This window comes from Enterococcus sp. DIV1767 (assembly GCF_050542585.1).
GTDB classification, from domain to species: domain Bacteria; phylum Bacillota; class Bacilli; order Lactobacillales; family Enterococcaceae; genus Enterococcus_D; species Enterococcus_D innesii.
Genome location: NZ_CP172936.1, coordinates 3165253 through 3182011 on the forward strand (window position 1 = coordinate 3165253; position 16759 = coordinate 3182011).

Here is a 16759-nt window from a genome sequence, read left to right on the forward strand (position 1 = left end):
TAGGAGGAAGTAGAATGACAAACACAAACACAGGCTTTTCAATGGTGAACCACGTGGGAATCACCGTCAGCAATCTCGAACGTTCCATCCAATTTTATGAAGCATTAACTGGAAAGAAAATCGCCAATCAAGATACGATCGGTGGCAAACGAATGGCGCAAACGCAAGGTTTAGAGGATACATTGATCAAATACGCCAATCTTCATTTAGACAATCTCAACATCGACCTTTTAGAATACGTCGAACCAAAATCCAACAAAGCTAGCTATTCCAATGAGCAAATCAGTGCCATGCATCTTTGTTTTGAAGTCGAAAATATTGATGAAGCCGTTGCTCGTCTAAAAGCCATCGGGGTTGAACCTGACGGTACCCCAATCGTTTTTGAAGAACAAGATGGTTTAAAAAGCGGCTTCGGGACAGGAGTTGCCTACTTTACAGATCCAGACGGTACCAATCTTGAACTGATTGCACCAAAAGGCCCTTTTCAACGGGGATAATTGAAAAAGGGATGGCGACTTATAGCGCCCTCCCTTTTTATTTACGCAAAACTATCTATTTTTTCAATAGTTCCCCTTCATAGAACCCTTTACAGCGAGTACAATAAATAGATAATCCTCTTTATTCGCTGATTTTCCCAACAAATCGCACGTGAAAGGTAGTGATCTCGATCGATATTGGACTTTTTTTGTTGATTTTTACAGGTATTTTTTTCATCGTCTTCCGGTTCTTTTACCGAGAAGAACCCAATTATATCTTCGGCTTTCGCACCAAGCGCAGTACAGCCAGTATCAGCAATTGGCGTTTTTCCCAGCAGTGGTTCTCCCTGTTGGCGATGCTCTTTCTAGGTGGGGTCATTGTGCTGCAGCGCAACGAGCTGATTGAAGAGAAATTTTACCAGCTAGCCGTCCTTGGCAGCTACCTTCTAGCAGCACTGCTGGTAGAAATAGCGCTTTATCTCAAAGATTCACGCTCGAGCACCAAAAAGTAAGACAAAAAAGACATTCCGGGGAATGTCTTTTTTCTATTCTTTATTTTGACTGTGGATCGTGATTCCCAACACCAAGGCTAAAATTCCTGAAACCACCCAGATGGTCCGGTGGAATAAGAAAATTCCTAGCAAGCTGCTTAAGACTGCACCAAAAAAGAAGCCGCCGATGATCAAGGAAATAGAAATAATCTTGGGCGTCACTGATCGGTCCTTTTTAAACCAGCGCATGTACACATAATCAGCCAGTGAACGTAAGTTGCCGGTGGTCATCGTGGTGGCATAGGGCATCCCTGCCAAGCGACGATAGGCGGCATATTGAATCGCTGCAAAAAAAGATAACCCCGAATCGATCATGACATTGGGTAATGATCGAGCAAAAAAGCCCAGAACCAAAATACCGATCGCTTCAAAGATCAATGCGGCATTTTGCCAAACGATCCAGCCCCCTGTCGGAAAATGATGCTGCAGATAATTCGTCACTACGATCCCCACTAAAAACATGAAGATTGGTGGCAGATATCGAAAGGCTTGTTCAAACTGCCCCGTTGAAAGATTGATCCCTAACAAAATGACATTCCCCGACTGCATGCTCGCAAACACTTCACCGTGAAAGAGATAGGTATAGGCATCTAAAAAGCCGCCAGCCATCGCGAGAAGAACCCCCACCGGCAAACTTTCATGCACGAGAAACTCGGTTTTGCCTTTGACACTACTCAAACTTTTTTCCATTGGTTTCGCCTCTTGTTTTTTTATACTTTCTGACAGCTTAACGCTTAAAAACGCCGACAACTCGTTATGTTTTGCGGCGTTTAGGTGACTTTTTCGATAGCTGACAAATCAACCACCCCAAAAGAACGGCGGTCAGTGCTCCAGCTGAATCCAGCATGACATCTTGAAAAAGCGGCGTCCGTCCTCCCGTCAGCATTTGATGGTATTCATCGATCCCTGCATAGCCAGTGGCTGCCAACCAAGCAAAAAAAGCGGCTAGCCAATACGGCATACGGCGATAAACGAGCACGAAAAACAAACTGCCCCCTAGGACAAAATAGGTAAAGAAATGTGCGCCTTTACGGATGAAAAATTCCACAAAGGAGAAATAGCCTTTTTCCGCAATACTGATCTCCGAACCAGCATAGGAAAAAGAAATCTTCTCTAGCCACTCTTTCAATGGTTCATTTTTTAAGATTCGTGAAAGCAACCCAATTTGCGATTGCTGCTCATAGGTTTGTGAAGAACTGATAAAGAGGATAACCATGACCGCAACTGCGATACAAAAGTAAAAATTCGGTTCTTTCAGTAATTTTTTCATAATTTTCACTCCTCATTTTCCTATCTTACCATTTTCATTTGGTGATGCAACTGTTTTTCAAAAAGAGCGTTCTATTGATCTTTCAGCGTTTCGATGAAAAACGATCTTCCTTTAGAGTCTCTCTTTCAAAGCGATTCCTCAAAAAACATAAAAAAGTATCTGAAACAGCTTTTCATGCCATTCAGATACTTTTCTCATTTCTCAGACCATAACCTAGAAGGAAACGAATTATTCAAACCCAACGATTCGATGAGGAACATAAGGCTCCTCGAGATATGCAATATCAGCGGGATCCAAAGCAATGCCTGTCGCCTTAACTGCTGTTTCAACATGAGACATTTTCGTCGCGCCAATCACTGGTGCTGCCAGAGTTGGTTTGCTGAATAACCAAGCTAAAGAGATTTCTACTCGACTGACACCATAGCGACTAGCCAATTCTCCAACGCGGTCAATAATCAGTTGGTCTTTATCTGCGGTTTCGTCATATTTGGAGCGAGCAACCTCATCAGTCACTAACCGTTTTGATGACTCATTGTTGCTTCTGGCCAAACGACCAGAGGCTAATGGACTGTACGGTGTAAGAGCGATACCTTCTGATTCACAATAAGGAATCATTTCTCTTTCTTCTTCACGATAGATCAAGTTTAAATGATTCTGCATAGAAACGAATTTGGTCCAACCATTTTTCTCAGCAATATAATTGGCTTTTTGAAATTGGTAAGCATGCATCGCTGATGCGCCAATATAGCGAGCTTTTCCTGATTTGACCACATCATGTAAGGCTGCCATCGTTTCTTCGATCGGTGTGTTGTAATCCCATCGATGAATGATGTATAGATCAACATAGTCTGTTTGCAAACGTTTCAAGCTTTGATCTATTTGGGACATGATATGTTTCCGAGAAAGTCCACCGCCATTAGGGCCATCAAACATTTTCTGATGTACTTTTGTTGCCAGCACGATTTCATCCCGTTTAGCATAGTCTTTCAATGCTGCACCTAGAATCTCTTCACTACGCCCGATTGAATAAACATTCGCCGTATCAAAAAAATTGATTCCCAAGTCAAGTGCCCCTTTAATGATTGGACGGCTGTCAGCTTCTTCCAAAACCCATTTGTGTATCCAATTGACTGGGTCACCGAAACTCATCGCACCTAAACAGATTTTGGAAACATCCAAACCCGTATTGCCTAATTTGGTATACTCCATTTTACTGATCACTCCCCACTATTTTCTTTGTTAGCTGAATTTTAATTCAAACAAAAAGCGATGTCTATTGCTTAAAAAACGCCTTCCTATGCTTTTTAGGCATAGACTTTCTGGCGATTAGGTGATCACTTGATCTTTCCTAAGATAAGTGATGTATCCACTTAATAAATAGTCTGCTCAAAATTACGCAGCTAGAAACAATGCTTATCCATTTTTTAAGGGTTCAATATGGCTTTTGTGGTCACAAAAAAACAAGGCTTGTTCCCCTTGACTTCAAGTACACTCAAACAGCTACAATAGTAAAAAAGGAGTAATGATTATGAAGCGGTTATACTTAATGCGCCACGGAGAAACTCTTTTCAACAAACTTGGCAAAGTACAAGGATGGTGTGATTCTCCCCTAACGGAGACCGGCAAAGAGCAAGCCCATAAGGCAAAAGCTTACTTTGCAAGAAACCAACTAACTTTCGGCCATGCAGTAGCATCGACTCAAGAAAGGGCCTGTGACACACTAGAAATAATTTGCGGGACAACCGACTATGAGCGCCGAAAAGGATTGAAAGAAATGAATTTTGGTCTATTCGAGGGAGAAAGTACCCACTTGCAGCCGAAAGGACCAAAAGCTTACGAACATTTTTATCAATCCTTCGGCGGAGAATCTGCTGCTGAAGTTCGCCAACGAATGTTTGCCGAGCTTGTAGATATCATGACCACTACCAAAGCTGACAATACCTTAGTTGTCTCCCACAACGGAGCAATCTTTTATTTTTTCAAACACTTATTTCCAAATGAAGTTCCCCCTTTACGATTGGCTAATTGCGGTTTTATGGTCTTTACTTATGAAAATGGCCACTTTTTTTATCTCGAGACCGTTGATCCTACAAGATCAGTGACCAACTGATTCAATAATACCGTCTCCTTTCAGCACTCTCCCATAATAACCAACTGCTGTCGTGACCTTCCTGCTTAACCATGTTCTACCTATAAAAAAAGTGCGTCGAACCTATCTCTGTTCGACGCACGGATTTTTTCATCATTCACTAGTCAGTAAAAACAGCTTTGTTCATCCTTATAGAGCTGACATACTTCTTTTGAAACAACTTAAGCGACACATCGCTGCCTACCTGCAAGTTTTTGCTTATTTTCAGACCTGTGGTTCATCCTTGAAGAGGCTTGTACCCATCTCATAGCCCTCGACATAATGATTTAAGCGGCGAACGACGGCTTCAGCAGCAGATTTTGAAGGGGTAATGATCAATAGGATATCAAAACCTGCGATGGTACCGGCGATCTCCGGTAGCTCCATCTCATCTAGGTAGTTGGCGATGACATCTGCTCCATTTCCCGCAGTATGCACCACCACCATAAACTCGACTTGCGTGATCGCTTTTAAATATTCATACATAGAAAAAGCAATTTTGTCCTCCAAATTGCGCTCTTTTGATTCAAAAATCGAATAATAAGGACGACCATTTTTCGCATAGGTTTTGGCAATATTCATTTCTCGCATATCACGGGAAATCGTCGCTTGGGTTGCTGTAACGTTTTCTTGTTTTAATAAGTTCATCAATTCTTCTTGAGATTCGATACGGTGTTCCGCAAAAAGACGTTTGATGATCACTTGACGCTCTTTTTTCTTCATTTGTTCAATCAGCTCCTCTCAGATCTTATTAAATAAGCAGAACCTCTCACTCAGTGGGGGAGCAGCAAGACAGATTGCCTATCAAAGGAAGAGCATCGAGAAGATCAAGATCAGCAGATTCGAAACCCCAATCACAAGTAACGGTTTGCGCATAAAGCGGGTCCAAGTGGAATAGTTGACCCGAGCCAGCTCCAATCCCCCCATCACGACGCCAGAAGTTGGTGTGATCAAATTCACTAATCCGCAACCAGCAGTAAAGATCATTACCATGACGTTCGGATTGAGTCCGATGCTTTGCGCCAAGGCCCCCATGATTGGGATCGATACATACGCTAGTCCGGAAGTTGATGGAATCAAGAACGATAAGAGCAAATACAAAATGTAGGCGCCAATCACAAACAGGACAGGTGATAGACCTTCTAAAAGCTGGGAAGCCCGATCCAAAATAAACAGATCCAAGTACGTCGTTTGCATAATGTAGGAAGCACCCCGTGCCACAACGATGATCAAGACAACGGATAAAATGTCTTTGACCCCATCGATAAAGTTGGTCACGATTTCTTTTTCTGAGAATCCTTGAATCAACGCAATGATGATACTGATGTAGAAGAACCACATGGCCAAATCACCAAAATACCATTCACCGAAGCTATTGCCGGTCAAAAAGGCGGTCCAACCGTCAAACACATGGATATCAAAGTCGCCCCAAGGAATCAAGGAAACCACCATGATCACAAAGGATAAGCCAAAAATCGTCAAAATCAGGCGATGTTTTTGCGTAAACACCAAGGCTTCGTTCGTGTCTTTGACAAAATGTTCTTCCATTTCTTTTTGCTCTTGCAGCGATAAGATCGTCGACCCTTTGTCAGCTTTGACTTTTTTGGCATAAGACATCACTACAAAGATACAGTATGCGGTCGTGACTAACCAAAGCATTGCCCCGACTACTAAAATCGTGCCGTTGTTTGGGGCAATATCGATGCTTCGCAAGGCATCCATCGCAACGCCGGTCGCAAAGGGATTGACGGTGGAGCCAATCACGCCAGCACCCGCACCCAGCATAACGGTTCCTGCTGCGACGATCGTATCAAAACCTGATGCCACCATCGTGATTGCTAATAAGGAATAAAAAGGAATCGTTTCTTCCGCCATTCCATAAGTGGAGCCGCCGATCGAAAACAGGATCATTAAAATCGGAATCAAAATCAACTCATTGCCTTTGAGTTTTTTGACCAAATGTTGAATCCCGGCTTCCAAAGCGCCTGTTCGCGTGACGATATTCAAAAAACCACCTAAACAGAGAATAAACACACAGATCTCGATCGCATCACGAAATCCGTTAAAAGGCGCCATAAAGAAATCAGAAAACTTGGCACCTACCACTTGGCTGACCATCTCTTCTTGGCCTGCTGGTAAAGAAGGCGCAAAAGGCTGCCCTGCTAAAAGCCAGGAAGCGACCGTCAAGGCGATAATGATCAGAAATAAGATACTGAACGATGTCAGCGACTTTTTTTCTTTTTGCTTTTTTTTCATCTGTGTTCCCCCTTTATTGAATCAATCCTATTTGCTGCCTACATTAATTGACAACATGAGAAAAATAATCTTGGTCATAAATAATGAGTTCTTTGTAGCGATAATAAATCTTTCTTTTATGCACGAGCGCCTTGAGCGTTTGACTGACTGTCTCTCGCGTCGTTCCACTGTACTTGGCTATATCATTGATAAAAACGGGAAAAGGGATGCGAATCTGCTCACCTTGTGTCTGCCCATGCTCGATCATCAAAAGACCAATCGTATTGACGACTCTTGTTTGCGCACTGGAGGTGACACAATACTCGACACGGCGTCTTTGTTTTTCCAATTGACGGCTCATTTGCTGATTGAGCCACAGCAACTGACTTGTAGACGAAACAACTAGCGGTTCAAACAGCGACATCGCTGCAAACTGCACGACAATGTCTGTTGCAGCGAATGCCGATACATCATAGTTGTCTCTTTCAAACAAGCCAATCAAAGGAAATAACTGATCAGGCCCAACAAAATCTACATAACAATAGGAATCAGTTCCGTCGGTTTTTTCGATCCGCACAAGTCCTTCTATCACGAGGAATATCCGATCTCTTACGTCGCCTTCATAAAAAAGTACCTGGCCTTTTTTGTACGTACGGCAGTAAATATGCTCTTTCAAACGCTGCTGATTTTCTTCTTCCAGCCATTGAAAGCTGTTCACTCTTGTTGATGGATCTTTTATTTGGTGGTCGATCATTTTTCTCACTCCAATGTTTTGGGTCTTGCTTTGCTGCTTCGCTTATTTCCAGGTGATCTGCGTACCAGCGTCTTCGATGTCCGCCAGCTTGTCTAAAGAAGTAATCACTGCCTGTTTTTCCGCCCCCATTTTGACAAAATTCAAAGCGGCTTGCACTTTCGGCAACATACTGCCTGGTGAAAAATGGCCTTCATCGACATAGGTTTCCAATTCAGCGGCGGTCACATGATCCAACCACTGCTCATTTTCCTTGCCAAAGTTCAAAGCGATTTTTTCTACTCCCGTTAAAATGATCAGCTGATCCGCATCGACTAATCGAGCCAATTTTTCAGAAGCAAAATCTTTATCGATCACGGCTTCAACACCCAGGCCATTGTCTAACACGGGAATGCCGCCGCCGCCTGCACAAATGACGATCGTGTTTTGTTCAATCAGCGCTTTGATGCTGGCAACTTCTTGGATCGCTTGTGGTGCAGGACTGGCTACGACTTTCCGCCAACCACGACCAGCATCTTCACGATAGATGGCATCTGTTGCCGCCATGGCTTCTTTGGCAGCCGTTTCCGTTAAGAAAGGCCCGATTGGTTTTGTCGGATGGGCAAATGCTGGATCTTGGGCATCGACTGTAATTTCCGTGACCACAGTCACCACCGGCTTCGCTATTTGAGCTGCTTTCAACTGAGTTCTCAGCTCATTTTGCAACCAATAACCAATACTGCCTTGGGTCATAGCAACACAGGTATCTAAAGGCATCGCTGGATTTTTACTAGAATCGCTCGCTTGCTGCTGCAAAACCAGGTTTCCCACTTGGGGCCCATTCCCATGGGTAATGATCAAATGAACGTCTTTTTGGATCAGGGGAATTAAATACTCGACCGTCTGTTTAAGCCGCTCTTTTTGCCCTTTGGCACTGGCATCTTCTGCTAAGATGGCGTTGCCGCCAAGGGCGACAACGATCGTTGGTTTCTTTTCACTCATCTGCTCACTGCTCCTTCTTACACTCTAGGAATAAATAGATCGCCTAAGGTTACTGCCATGATCGCTTTGATTGAGTGCATCCGGTTTTCAGCCTCTTCAAATTGACGACCCCAGTGACTACGGAAAATATCGTCTGTGATCTCCATTTCAGAAATGCCGAATTTTTCTTCGATCATTTTTCCATACGTCGTATTCGTATCATGGAACGCTGGCAAGCAATGAAGCACGATCAAGCCATCGTCTTGTTTTCCGGTAGCCATCACCATTTCGCGGTTGATCTGGTAATCTTTCAACAGCTTCACCCGCTCTTCGAACTGATCTTCTTCCCCCATTGACACCCAAACATCGGTATACAAGACGTCTGCATCTTTGACGCCTTTTTGAATATCGTCTGTTACCATCAACTGACTGCCAGATTCTTTAGCAAATTCGTTGGCATAATCTGTCACTTCTTGCGCTGGGAAAAGTTCTTTTGGTGCACAGATACGAACGTTGACCCCTAAAATCGCCCCCGTCACTAACAAACTATTCGCCATATTGTTCCGACCGTCACCCACATAAACTAGCGTAATGTTTTCCAAGGTACCGAAGTTTTCTTTGATGGTCATAAAGTCAGCGATCATTTGGGTTGGGTGCCATTCATCGGTTAAGCCATTCCAAACAGGAACACCGGAGAATTTGGCTAAATCTTCAACGACTTGTTGGCTGAATCCACGAAACTCAATACCGTCAAACATGCTACCTAAAACTTTTGCTGTATCTTCGACGGATTCTTTTTTGCCTAGCTGAATATCATTCGCGCCTAAAAATTCTGGATGGGCACCAAGATCGATGGCAGCTGTCGTAAAGGCCGCCCGTGTCCGAGTCGACGTTTTTTCGAACAAAAGGGCAATGTTCTTGCCTTCCAAATAGCGATGAGAAATATTTTGTTTTTTCAACTGTTTCAAATAGATTGAAAAATCAATGAGGTATTCTAACTCGGCTTTCGTAAAATCTTTTTCTGCTAAAAAACTTCTTCCTTTAAATACTTGTTCCATCGATGATTCCTCCTCTGATTTAAATATCTTCTCTAACAAATGGCATGCTCATGCAACGAGGGCCACCACGACCGCGAACCAATTCACTGCCAGAGATTTTGTGCAATTTGATGCCGGCTTCTGCCAACTTCTGATTGGTGATGGTATTGCGGTCATATACGACGACTTCGCCAGGTGCGATCGTTAAAGTATTCGAACCGTCATTCCACTGTTCCCGAGCCGCTGCAATCAAATCGCTGCCGCCGCAACGAATCAATTCAACCGCATTTAGTTCTAGATAGCGACATAAAATATTTTCCAACGTGTCCTTTTCTTCTTTGATCGTCACCCCATCACCTGCTCGTGAGATTGAATAAACCGTCAGCTCTCCTTCAATTTCTGGATGGATCGTAAACTTGTCATGATCGACCATTGTAAATACCGTATCTAAATGCATGAATTTGCGCTCTTGACCAATGTCAAACGCTAGGACATATTCAAAGCTTGGCTCATTTTCGAACACTTTGCGGGCCAGCTGCTCAATCGAAGCGGCATCCGTTCGTTGCGAGATACCAATCGCCAGCACATGTTTTGACAGAACTAATTCGTCGCCACCTTCGATGCGGGTTGGTTGGGCGCGATCATAAAGCATATGAGGCGGATTTTGCTGAAACATTGGATGATGAGCAAAAATATATTTGCCGTATAACGTTTCGCGCCGTCTTGTTTCTGAATACATGCGATTCAACGAAACGCCGTTTCCAATCGTCGCAAAGGGATCGCGCGTAAAATACAAATTCGGCATTGGATCGATCAGAAATGGGTATTGATCATCCACGGTCCCAGCGAGGCTCTGGGTGTTTGGCAGCTCCAGTTCATTTTTGGCTAAACCAGCCATGGTTTTGTCGATCAGTTCCCGATCATTGTCGCAAGACAGAAAATAATCCGTGACTTCTTTGATGATCTCGGGACTTTGGATCGTTGTTTCCGCTAAATAATCCTTGAGAAATTGCTGTTTGATTTCTGGTGACGTGAGCGATTCAGCAGCTAAATCTTCTAGGTACAACACCTCCACATCATTTTGACGTAGGACTTCCGCAAACCGATCATGTTCTACTCTGGCTTGTTCCAAAAAAGGAATATCATCAAATAGCAGGCGGTTCAAATGATCAGGAACAAGGTTCTCCAATTCCCGACCAGGGCGGTGAAGCATGACTTGCTTCAAGCGTCCAATCTCTGAAAAAACATGAATAGCATTTGGCATTTTTCTTCCTCCTTCTTCTGTTTACGCCTCTATGCTACCTAATTGTATACGCTTTCGTAGTGGTATATTTCGTGTTCTTTTCGCAAAGGATTTGGCATTATGCATGAAAAAGCGAATATCGCTCTTCAGACGTTTTTTTACTCGCTGTTTTTTTTCATATGTAATATTTATCCATCGTTTTTTTTCTAAGAATTTGATGAGGATGTAATAGTTTTTTTATTTTTGACGTTTTTCCGCCCTATCAATAGATCAAGGAGATATACATTCCATTTTTTGCTTTTGATACAGTTTCATCAAAAACCCTTATTTCATAAGGATTCTGATGGTTGCGACCAAATTTCGTTATGCTATACTTAATAAGATCGAAGGAAAAGAAAGGGGTTTGATAGGAATGACCTATTCAATCAATTGGGATCTAGAAACAATCTTTCCGGGAGGCAGCGATTCTGTTCAATTAAAAGAACGCATGAGCCAACTGGAAGAACAAATTGCAAATTACCGAACAACAGTCGATGCATGGTCGCCCAACAGCGAAGACGATGCAGCAAAATTAGGAGAGTTACTTGATTTATCCGCAACTATCAGTCAAGGATTTTCACAATGTGGTAGCTTTATCAATGCCTTGCTTTCAGCCAATGTCAATGACAGCAAAGCCAAAATCCTGACGGGTGACCTCTATGCAAAATTGCCAGCACTGCAAGCAGCACAAACCGTTTTTTCAAAAAAATTGACAGAAATTTCTGAGGATGATTGGACAGCACTAGTTAAAGCAGAAAACTTAGCATCTGTCGCTTTTCGTTTAAGCGAGATTCGCCGCGACGGCAAAGAATTGTTATCCGAGGCAGAAGAAACCATCATCAACACTTTAAATTTAGATGGCTTGAATGCTTGGAGCCAACATTACGATACAATCGTTGCCTCAATCGAAATTCCTTTCCAGCAAGAAGACGGCACGACGATCAAGTTGTCAGCTGGTCAAGCCTTCAATAAAATGATGGGCGATCCTGATCCGGAAGTTCGTGCGCGTTTATTCGATACTTGGGAAAAGACGTGGGCAGAAAAAGAAGACCTCTTTGCGGATACCTTGAACCACTTAGACGGCTTCCGCCTCTCTACCTTCAAACTTCACGGTGTCACTGATTACTTGAAGGAACCATTAGAATACAATCGTCTGCAAAAAGCGACATTGGATGCTATGTGGGGCACGATCCAAAAAAACAAACAGCCGATCGTTGATTTCTTGACCCGCAAAGCCCAGCTTTTCGGCAAAGAAAAAATGGAATGGCAAGACCAAGATGCGCCAATCATTCTTGGGGACATGGAAGAAAGAACCTACACCTTTGATGAAGCAGCTGACTTTATTTTGACCAACTTCCGTAAGTTCAGTCCGAAAATGGCTGACTTTGCCCAAGTCGCTTTTGAAAAAAGCTGGATCGAAGCAGAAGATCGTCCAGGCAAACGTCCTGGCGGCTATTGCACCAGCTTGCCAGAAACCAAAGAGTCACGTATTTTCATGACCTACAGCAATTCAGTCAACGAAGTAGCGACGCTCGCCCATGAGCTCGGTCACGCGTTTCACAGCAGCGTTCTTTGGGAGCTGCCGGAATTAAATCGCAACTATGCCATGAACGTTGCCGAAACAGCAAGTACCTTTGCTGAATTGATCGTTGCGGATGCAACCCTTAAAGAAGCAACAACAAAAGAAGAAAAAATCAATCTATTGGATGCCAAAATGCAAAATGCGATCGCGATGTTCATGAACATCCACGCACGTTTTATTTTTGAAAACAGCTTCTATCAAGCTCGTCAAAAGGGCTTAGTTTCAGCGGAACAAATCACGGAAATGATGACAGCGGCGCAAAAAGAAAGCTATGCGGATGGGTTAGCGACTTATCACCCGCATTTCTGGGCAGCCAAATTGCACTTCTTTATTGACGATGTGCCGTTCTACAACTTCCCGTACACCTTTGGTTACCTCTTTAGTATGGGGATCTACGCGTATGCCAATGAAAAAGGGTCTAGCTTTGAAGAAGAATACATTGCTTTATTGCAAGATACTGCTTCAATGACCACCGAAGAATTGGCACAAAAACACCTTGGTGTTGATTTAACAAAACCAGACTTCTGGCAAGCAGGGATCGACATGGTCCTAAAAGATGTTGCCAGCTTTATGGAATTGACTGAAGACTATATCTAAAAGAAAAAACCCTCTTCCAACACGACGCTTGGAAGAGGGTTTTTCTATCAGGCATTCAATAAAGTTAAGCCAATCGTTAAGTAGCCTGCGTATAAACACCAAATCAAATAAGGAATAAACAAGTACATTGCTTTTTTGTCGATACGGGCAAAGAGGATCATACAGATAATTACTGATAACACTAACAAGACAATAATGATGGTTCCGGCCCAGTAAGCATTCCAGCCAAAGAAAACAATACTCCACAAGAAGTTTAATACTTGCTGAATCGCAAAAAAGATATAGGCATTTTTTTTAAGTGCTGGATTGACTTTGGCTACGATCAGTAGATACAACGCCGTTCCCATAAAAGCATACAAAATCGTCCAAACGATCCCAATGATCCCGCCAGGAGGGGCCAAAAAGGGTTTTTCCATTTGCGCATACGTTCCGGCAATGTCCCCTGCAAACAAACTCGAGATGATTCCTGTTGCTTCAATGCCGATCACACAGACCAGCCAAATTAAAAACTTCATGTTCTCCACTCCTTCTTTTTTTCATGACTCTCTCGTTTCATCGTACCATCGAATCGAAAAAAAGCAGAATAGAACGCTTAAAAAAAGAAACGCCCGTGTGGACGTTTTTTTCAAGGTAATTTTGATTATATTCAATGACAGCTACTTTGATTGTTCCTCTTCAAACTTCCGCCGTTCATTTTCTACATATTTGTATAACGAACCGTAGCGGCTGCGATAGCCTTTCTTCCACGGCTTCTCTTTGCCGCAAAAATGCAACAGAACGGTATGTTCGATGACCCAATCCAAACTCCATTCCCCTAGGCTGATCGTCTCATACGTACGGTTTTTCCGTACATCATAGTTATAGAGCTGATCAGGAATCGCCAGCACCCGATCACCATATAACCCATTCAAAATATCTTGATCCGGCAAAAAGAGGTTCAAATGATTTTTCTCAATGAAGGCTGCGATTTCTGTTTCTTTGACCTCTTGCCGTAGCTGGTGCACATTCATCAGCAAAACGCCTGAATTATAGTAGCCTTCCGACTCATAATTGCGTAACCGAACTTTATTGATGACTGTTGTCACTTCTGTCAGTTTAGAATGGCTGGCGGCGGCATACAGAAAATCCCCTAACGTCAGCTCATACAAGGGGCGCAAATCATTGATGCACAAAATATCCGCATCTAGATACAGGATTTTTTCCACCTGCTGCGGCAAGTAATTTTGTGCCAACAATCGATAGTAGATCGACTCTGGGTAGCGGTCACTAACTGGTGCCGTTTTAAAGATCGAACCAGAACCGATGACGACGGGATGATAGGTCATCGCCAATTTTTGACAAAAGACCTCTAGCTCTGCACCTTGTCTCAATTCTTTTTCTTGTAGGACATAGACATCGAAAGATGCTGCTGTCGTATGACGTTTGATTGAATATAACGTTGTTTTTAATTGTTCACTGAATCGATCATCAATCGCAAAAAGTAGATTCATGCTCTTGTTCACTCCTCTGTTACTGGTTGCGTGCTCGTTTTTGGAAAAATCGAACGCAGTTGCCCGCATCTTCTGCTCTTCTAGTATACCCGATTTTTAGTCATTCTTTCAGTGAAATAGCCTTTCCAGTGAAAACCATCCCTTGGAAACGCAAAAAAATGCTGTTCCATCCAATGAATGAAACAGCAAATGATCGATGATAAATGGTGACATCCTAAACAGATCAGCGAATCGTGGCAAAAGCCGTTGACCACAACAACAATTCATCTAGCATGTCATTGACACCTGCAGCCATGTGCGCACCTGGTTTGAAGGTACTGAAATTTTCAAAATCAGTGAAGAGATTGAAGGCTGGGTTAGTCCGCACGGTGGCTACTTTTTGTTCAGCTAATACGTTGCGCAATTGTTCAGCGGCCCGAATCCCACCGCCAGAACCATAACTGACGATCCCAGCTGCTTTATCAAACCATTCTTCCCGAGCAGAATCTACGGCGTTTTTTAAGGAAGCTGCAAAACCGTGGTTGTATTCTTGCACGATGAAGATATAGCCATCTAACTCAGCGATTTTTTTGTTCCATGCCATGTTTGGCTCAGCCGTTCCCATAAACGGTAAATCAAATGCCTTTACATCAACGATCTCAAACTGATGCTCTGACCGTTGATTAGCAATTTCTTGAATATATGCTCCGACTTGCGGACTTACGCGTCCTTCTCTTGTACTTCCTAAAATAATGCCAAATTTCATGATAGGTTCCTCCTAAGGTTGTCTTATTTTGTTTTCTTAACGATTGGCAAATGTGTCTGCCCAGTCCAGCAATTCCGTCAACATGTCGTTCATTCCTGCCGTCATATGTTCGCCAGGAGTAAAGGTGGCAAAGTTTTCAAAATCCGTGAACAAGTTGAAGGCCGGATTGGTGCGCACCGTGGCTACTTTTTGTTCCGCCAAAATCAAGCGAACTTGCTCAGCGGCCCGAATCCCTCCTGCTGAACCATAGCTGACGATTGCTGCTGCTTTGTTGAACCATTCCTCGCGGGCGCTGTCCAACGCATTTTTCAAGGAAGCCGAGACCCCATGATTGTATTCTTGCACGATGAAGATGTAGCCATCTAATTCAGCGATTTTTTCGTTCCACGCTTGGTTCGCTTCGCCTGTACCCATAAAGGGTAAGTCGTAGTCTTTGATATCAATGATTTCAAACGAGCGGTCGCTATGTGCTCGTGCTGTTTGTAACACGTAATTGGCTACTTGCGGACTCACGCGGCCTTCTCTCGTACTGCCAACGATGATTCCGATTTTTTGCGCTTTTTTCTTTTCCGGGGTGTGATACACCTCTTTAATCACTTCTTTTTCAATTATTTGTTCTTTTTTTCCAAATCCAAAGACCATTCTTTTGTACTCCTTTTATTGTGTTTTCTTAAACGATGGACTCAGCATACCAAACTTACTTTTAGTAAGTCAATCCTTTTGCTTACTTTTTGTTAGAAAAAAACAAACTATTTTCTCTTGACATTCGTTCGTCACCGAACTATAATCAATCCATCGATATCGTTAGGTACCGAACAATAATCCAAAAGGAGTGTTTTCAATGAGTACAATGACCGATCACTTAATGAAACAGCTTCGTTTTATCAGCGAAGCCAGCAATGCCTTTATGAGCCAAAACAACCAACGCCTTTCTGGACAGCAACGCGTCCTTGCCGTTTTAAACTTAGAAGATGGCTTGGTGCAAAATTACCTCGCAGAAGTTTTAGATTTACGGCCAAGTTCCTTGGCAGAACTATTGAAGAAAATGGAAAACAGTGGGGATATCCAGCGTAAAGAAGATGCAGCCGACAAACGGATCAAACGAATCTATCTGACAGAGACTGGACGAAAAAAAGCAGAAAAATTACTGGCACAAAAAGAAGCCACCAGCAGTCAAACGTTTTTTGCTGGGTTAACAGAGGAAGAACAAACCGAATTTGCCCGTCTGCTTGAAAACATTGCTGCTGGATGGGAGGCTGACTTTCAGCAACAGACGCAACGCTTTGTTGATCCCATGGATCGTTTGCAAGTCATGCAAGAGATTCGTGAAGAAATGATGAAGCAATGGGGCGGAAATTGGCAGGAAATGACGAATGACGAACGCCGAAAAATGAGGCAACAAATGAAAGATACTTGGCAAGACATGGGCACTAACGAGCGACGCCAAATGAAAAAACAAATCAAAGAAGCTATGCGGCAAATGCCGTTTCCTGGACATCGCGGCATGCCATTTGGTCGCCATCGCCAAGATGAGGGATGGCAAGCATGGGCACCAAAAGATTTCTTTGACCCTTTCAGCAGACAAGACCACAAACCAAACCCTACTTCAACTTCTAAAGACGAAACAGCCGAGGATGATTGGCAGGATTTCTAAT

At 43.2% G+C, this 16759-nt stretch carries 18 protein-coding genes; 5 read left to right on the forward strand and 13 right to left on the reverse strand.

Annotated elements, in window-relative coordinates; genetic code table 11:
* Positions 1–14 precede the first annotated feature (14 nt).
* Positions 15–497: a VOC family protein gene (locus tag IGI78_RS15010; protein WP_005233337.1), complete on the forward strand. Its 483-nt coding sequence runs from the start codon at positions 15–17 to the stop codon at positions 495–497.
* Positions 498–685: 188 nt separating this feature from the next.
* Positions 686–988 carry an SdpI family protein gene (locus IGI78_RS15015; RefSeq protein ID WP_430618119.1) on the forward strand — a complete coding sequence of 101 codons (303 nt, stop codon included), beginning with the start codon at positions 686–688 and terminating at the stop codon, positions 986–988.
* A 33-nt stretch (positions 989–1021) separates the two neighbouring features.
* On the opposite strand, the gene IGI78_RS15020 is transcribed toward IGI78_RS15015, so the two are convergent.
* From IGI78_RS15020 to IGI78_RS15030, 3 genes are all read right to left on the reverse strand, one after another.
* Complete coding sequence (locus IGI78_RS15020) at positions 1022–1717, reverse strand: YoaK family protein (protein WP_430618120.1); 696 nt, start codon at positions 1715–1717, stop codon at positions 1022–1024.
* Positions 1718–1781: 64 nt separating this feature from the next.
* Positions 1782–2297, reverse strand: a complete 516-nt coding sequence (locus IGI78_RS15025) for a VanZ family protein (protein WP_081119254.1) — start codon at positions 2295–2297, stop codon at positions 1782–1784.
* 228 nt (positions 2298–2525) lie between these two features.
* The gene (locus IGI78_RS15030; RefSeq protein ID WP_086291569.1) at positions 2526–3506 is read right to left on the reverse strand and encodes an aldo/keto reductase; all 981 of its coding nucleotides are present in this window, start codon (positions 3504–3506) and stop codon (positions 2526–2528) included.
* A gap of 319 nt (positions 3507–3825) precedes the next feature.
* Here IGI78_RS15030 and IGI78_RS15035 point away from each other — a divergent pair, with 319 nt between their 5' ends.
* The gene (locus IGI78_RS15035) at positions 3826–4407 is read left to right on the forward strand and encodes a histidine phosphatase family protein (RefSeq protein ID WP_081119252.1); all 582 of its coding nucleotides are present in this window, start codon (positions 3826–3828) and stop codon (positions 4405–4407) included.
* Positions 4408–4650: 243 nt separating this feature from the next.
* Here IGI78_RS15035 and IGI78_RS15040 read toward each other — a convergent pair whose 3' ends face one another.
* From IGI78_RS15040 to arcA, 6 genes are all read right to left on the reverse strand, one after another.
* The gene (locus tag IGI78_RS15040) at positions 4651–5148 is read right to left on the reverse strand and encodes an arginine repressor (RefSeq protein WP_313263960.1); all 498 of its coding nucleotides are present in this window, start codon (positions 5146–5148) and stop codon (positions 4651–4653) included.
* 81 nt (positions 5149–5229) lie between these two features.
* A complete protein-coding gene (locus tag IGI78_RS15045) occupies positions 5230–6681 on the reverse strand; it encodes a YfcC family protein (protein WP_368255728.1) in 1452 nt (483 codons plus the stop codon).
* A 43-nt stretch (positions 6682–6724) separates the two neighbouring features.
* Positions 6725–7414, reverse strand: a complete 690-nt coding sequence (locus tag IGI78_RS15050) for a Crp/Fnr family transcriptional regulator (RefSeq protein ID WP_077452399.1) — start codon at positions 7412–7414, stop codon at positions 6725–6727.
* A gap of 42 nt (positions 7415–7456) precedes the next feature.
* Positions 7457–8392 (reverse strand): carbamate kinase, encoded by a 936-nt coding sequence (gene arcC, locus IGI78_RS15055; RefSeq protein ID WP_081119248.1) that lies wholly within the window; start codon positions 8390–8392, stop codon positions 7457–7459.
* 17 nt (positions 8393–8409) lie between these two features.
* Positions 8410–9429 carry an ornithine carbamoyltransferase gene (argF, locus tag IGI78_RS15060; protein ID WP_081119247.1) on the reverse strand — a complete coding sequence of 340 codons (1020 nt, stop codon included), beginning with the start codon at positions 9427–9429 and terminating at the stop codon, positions 8410–8412.
* Between the two features lie 19 nt (positions 9430–9448).
* Positions 9449–10672 carry an arginine deiminase gene (gene arcA / locus IGI78_RS15065; protein ID WP_368255725.1) on the reverse strand — a complete coding sequence of 408 codons (1224 nt, stop codon included), beginning with the start codon at positions 10670–10672 and terminating at the stop codon, positions 9449–9451.
* 391 nt (positions 10673–11063) lie between these two features.
* Here arcA and IGI78_RS15070 point away from each other — a divergent pair, with 391 nt between their 5' ends.
* Entirely contained in the window at positions 11064–12869 is a 1806-nt protein-coding gene (locus tag IGI78_RS15070; protein ID WP_081119245.1) for a M3 family oligoendopeptidase, read from the forward strand.
* 47 nt (positions 12870–12916) lie between these two features.
* Here the strand turns inward: IGI78_RS15070 and IGI78_RS15075 are convergent, their stop codons facing one another.
* From IGI78_RS15075 to IGI78_RS15090, 4 genes are all read right to left on the reverse strand, one after another.
* Positions 12917–13384, reverse strand: coding sequence for a TspO/MBR family protein (locus IGI78_RS15075; RefSeq protein WP_081119244.1), 468 nt, complete (start codon positions 13382–13384; stop codon positions 12917–12919).
* 141 nt (positions 13385–13525) lie between these two features.
* Positions 13526–14359: a glycosyltransferase family 8 protein gene (locus IGI78_RS15080; RefSeq protein ID WP_368255723.1), complete on the reverse strand. Its 834-nt coding sequence runs from the start codon at positions 14357–14359 to the stop codon at positions 13526–13528.
* A 223-nt stretch (positions 14360–14582) separates the two neighbouring features.
* A complete protein-coding gene (locus IGI78_RS15085) occupies positions 14583–15104 on the reverse strand; it encodes an NADPH-dependent FMN reductase (RefSeq protein WP_144771767.1) in 522 nt (173 codons plus the stop codon).
* A gap of 36 nt (positions 15105–15140) precedes the next feature.
* Positions 15141–15746, reverse strand: coding sequence for an NADPH-dependent FMN reductase (locus IGI78_RS15090; protein ID WP_430618122.1), 606 nt, complete (start codon positions 15744–15746; stop codon positions 15141–15143).
* Between the two features lie 199 nt (positions 15747–15945).
* Between IGI78_RS15090 and IGI78_RS15095 the strand changes: the two genes are divergently transcribed.
* The gene (locus IGI78_RS15095; RefSeq protein ID WP_368255722.1) at positions 15946–16758 is read left to right on the forward strand and encodes a MarR family transcriptional regulator; all 813 of its coding nucleotides are present in this window, start codon (positions 15946–15948) and stop codon (positions 16756–16758) included.
* Position 16759 lies beyond the last annotated feature (1 nt).